This window comes from uncultured Microscilla sp. (assembly GCF_947493425.1).
GTDB lineage: Bacteria > Bacteroidota > Bacteroidia > Cytophagales > Microscillaceae > Microscilla.
The window spans coordinates 1-2656 of record NZ_CANLRP010000352.1; the positions used below are offsets into that span (position 1 = coordinate 1).

3 protein-coding genes are annotated in these 2656 nt (G+C 41.4%); 2 read left to right on the forward strand and 1 reads right to left on the reverse strand.

The window, feature by feature from the left end; genetic code table 11:
• Positions 1 to 275 precede the first annotated feature (275 nt).
• A complete protein-coding gene (locus Q0954_RS33590; RefSeq protein WP_299466344.1) occupies positions 276 to 1223 on the reverse strand; it encodes a hypothetical protein in 948 nt (315 codons plus the stop codon).
• Positions 1224 to 1423: 200 nt separating this feature from the next.
• On the opposite strand from Q0954_RS33590, the gene Q0954_RS33595 reads away from it, so the two are divergent.
• Positions 1424 to 1816, forward strand: a complete 393-nt coding sequence (locus tag Q0954_RS33595; RefSeq protein ID WP_299466347.1) for a response regulator — start codon at positions 1424 to 1426, stop codon at positions 1814 to 1816.
• 82 nt (positions 1817 to 1898) lie between these two features.
• Positions 1899 to 2483: a hypothetical protein gene (locus Q0954_RS33600; protein WP_299466350.1), complete on the forward strand. Its 585-nt coding sequence runs from the start codon at positions 1899 to 1901 to the stop codon at positions 2481 to 2483.
• The last annotated feature ends 173 nt before the right edge of the window (positions 2484 to 2656 follow it).

Consider the following 2656-nt stretch of genomic DNA (forward strand, 5'->3'; position numbering starts at 1 on the left):
TTGTCTAGCGACTAAAATATACAGTTAAAATGGGGAAGTTATTTTGACTGCATTATGTACCAAGACAAAATTAAATACACCTAACATTTAAGTATAACTATCACATTACAAGATAGTTACCTTTACTTGTAGCTTATAGCTAATTGCACCGATATTCATCGGTATCTAAGGACTTGCTGCTACTTACTTAAATGATACACAAGCTTACAAATAAAGCCTTGTCGGTTTAAAAAACGGGCAAGGCTTTGTTTTTTTAAAGCAACCACCCAAGGTCTCTAACGCCTGAATACGGGCAGGTTCAAAGGCTCTACAAGTAAACCAAAGCTCACTTGCGAAATGTGATTTACATAGCGTAGGTTATAATAGTCGGGACCGTTGTAGTAGCGGGCAAAAAACGAAAAGTCGCTGTAATTGCCCAAACGAAAAGACAACCAGGTATCATAAGATTGTTGAGGCTCAAAAGTACCTATGCCTGTCATGTGTTTAAACAAAAACGCCACGTTTATAAACTTATGCACCGTAAACCTCAGCTCAGCGTTTACGCTTTGCCAGTAATATAAAAACTTCATATCGGCTTCGCGGTTAAAGTTGAAATGACGCTCGAAACCCGCCCTGGCGTACACCACAAAATTGGAGCTGGCATTAGAATCAAAATTGGCAGTATTCAATGCCAACTCCATACTGTTGGTAGTGAAGTTACCCGTGTCAAAGTTAATGTCGGTGGTGCCAGGTATAAAAACGCTGCCCGCCTGCCCATTGGAGTGATGGTTAAACCTAAGGGTAAGAAAAGTGACGTGTTGCGGGGTAATTATTTTTTTTAGCCCACTTTTTTGGGTGAGGTAAGCCAGCGGAGAGCGAAACCTCCAGTACAACACCGCCCGGGGGGTGTAGCTTGGCGTAAGCACCGGAAAACTTTCTTTACGGGCAATTCTTATCACCACCTTGGGAGAAATAGAAATGCCCAGCCTAGAGCTTTTGCCAAACCTAATGAAATACGTAGGTGCTATGCTAGTCTCTAACAACAGAGGGGTATCCAAATTGCCCAAACCCTCGGTGGCGGTGATATAGCTGCGGTCACTCATTGATATCACGCTTTCATTCACCTTGTTGGCAGCATAGTGTCTGGCACTATCGCTGTGTTGGGCGGTCAGGGTTTTGCCCCAAAAGAAGGCACTCAGACAAAATACCCAGCGCAAATAAAGCCAAAGATAGATGTGTTGCATTCGTATAAGTTTTGAGAGTAATAATTAAGCGATTTGAAAAATAAGGTACAAGAATTTTTAATCGAAAACCACCCCCCTACTCAAGTTCACCAGTTTTTCGCGCAGTCAAGCCTTATACATTGTACACAGTAGTTTATTATCCTTATATTTGACACGTGTTTTAGATACATCAATTATTTACACTGACAAATCAACAACTTATGGCTGCCAAATATCAACATATACTGGTAGTAGACGATGATAAAACATTTATCTACCTCAACTACAAGCTTATTTCTAAAATTACAGGATGCAATAAAATTTTGCTAAAAATGAGTGGCATTACTGCTTTACAATATTTAGAAGAATGCGACCTTTCAAACGATTTTCCTGAACTCATCAGCATTGACTGGAACATGCCCCTGGGCAATGGCAATGATTTCATACAGGAGTACACCAAAAGGTTTCATCCCAAACATCCCCAAACCAAGGTATTGGTGATTTCGGGGGCTACCTCAGAAAAACAAATGAGTAAAGTGCTTCAACTTGACTTTGTGATTGGTTTTTTGCCCAAGCCAGTCAATGAAAAAAACCTGGCCAATGCTATTCTTTAGATCAGGCGTATATAGCCTGGGCTCTTTTACTTAAACAAAACAACGTAACATTATCCACAAACTCTTATTTTTAAATTAAGGTATGGCATATTATGTAAATAGGGTAAAGTTTGAAGATTTGCACATTGTAATGAGTATTTACAAGCAACAAGGCAGGTCTAAAGAAGAGGTTTTGAGCTTTTTTTCGCACGCAAAAAACCAACAAATAGTAACCAAGCAATACGATACCGTAGCCCCTATACAAGTAAAACAAGCGTTGAAGCTTGCCAATGTAGAACAGCGAATGGTGGTACTGCGTGGGTTTGCCCCCGAAATAATCGCCCAACAATTAGACGCTACTTTGCTGGACAGCCAAAGTATAAAAAAAACACAAACCCGCTGGGACAAAGACCTAAAGCCTTATACACATACCTACACCGATACCTACGCCTTGTATAAGATAGCTTCTGAAACGCTGGGGTTAGATGGGTTTTGGCACTGGCGCGAACCAGCCATTTATTTTGTCAAATGTGAGTGCCCCTCTACCGACAGACTGTACTATTTGTATGTACCCCACGAGGCCGCCCAAAACAACGATGCTATTGAAGCCATCGCCTGGACAATGCGCTTTAACGACCAACCCCTAACCAAAGACCAATACCTACACCTGATGTATTCCGAAACCTAAGTTTGCGGCTATTTCTTAGGAGTTAACAAGGCTTTTTAAGGGGTCATTCCGAGCGTGCGAGGAATCTGGTGAAAGTACCTGAGAGGCTATGCTTACTCTTTCTTCCTTGCCGCATCTATAGCGTCTAAACACGCCAACTGCAAATTGATCAGTTTTTCGTAGAGAGGGTCAAG

What these genes read in the sequence shown, in the direction of transcription:
- Q0954_RS33590 (WP_299466344.1), bottom strand. Translation starts at nt 1,223, where the DNA reads ATGCAACACATCTATCTTTGGCTTTATTTGCGCTGGGTATTTTGTCTG.
- Q0954_RS33595 (WP_299466347.1), top strand. Translation starts at nt 1,424, where the DNA reads ATGGCTGCCAAATATCAACATATACTGGTAGTAGACGATGATAAAACA.
- Q0954_RS33600 (WP_299466350.1), top strand. Translation starts at nt 1,899, where the DNA reads ATGGCATATTATGTAAATAGGGTAAAGTTTGAAGATTTGCACATTGTA.